Below are 387 nucleotides of genomic sequence, written 5' to 3' on the forward strand. Positions count from 1 at the left end.
TGCATATACCAATAAATTTGACCCCCTTTCGCCAATTTTAAATTGACCCCCAGAGTTGTTGCTTGAAAAAAGCAGAAGTTGTTGTGGAAAAAGGCTTATTAGAATCGATCTTTTAAGTCCTGTTTAACAACTGTTATTTTACAAAAATACGTTTTCAATCTTAGAGTTTCTCCTTCTCATAGATTCACCAAATAATTCAACCCTTAACGAATGATGAACTATACGATCGAGTACTGCATCGGCAATGGTTTTCTCACCAATTATATCATACCATTCTTTCACCGGTATCTGTGAGGTAACTATCGTCGAACGCTTCTGGTGCCTGTCCTCAATGATATCCAGTAAGGTAACCCTTGACTGTGGGTCGAAGGGCTGAAGGCCAAAGTC

1 protein-coding gene is annotated in these 387 nt (G+C 39.0%); it reads right to left on the reverse strand.

Annotated features, from left to right (window positions below):
• Nucleotides 1–138 precede the first annotated feature (138 nt).
• Nucleotides 139–387, reverse strand: a 249-nt coding sequence (locus GJU39_RS23355; RefSeq protein ID WP_167515747.1) for an ATP-binding protein, incomplete at its 5' end; no start/stop codon positions are given.

Origin of the sequence: Pedobacter petrophilus (assembly GCF_009674725.1) — a bacterium.
GTDB classification, from domain to species: Bacteria; Bacteroidota; Bacteroidia; order Sphingobacteriales; family Sphingobacteriaceae; genus Pedobacter; species Pedobacter petrophilus.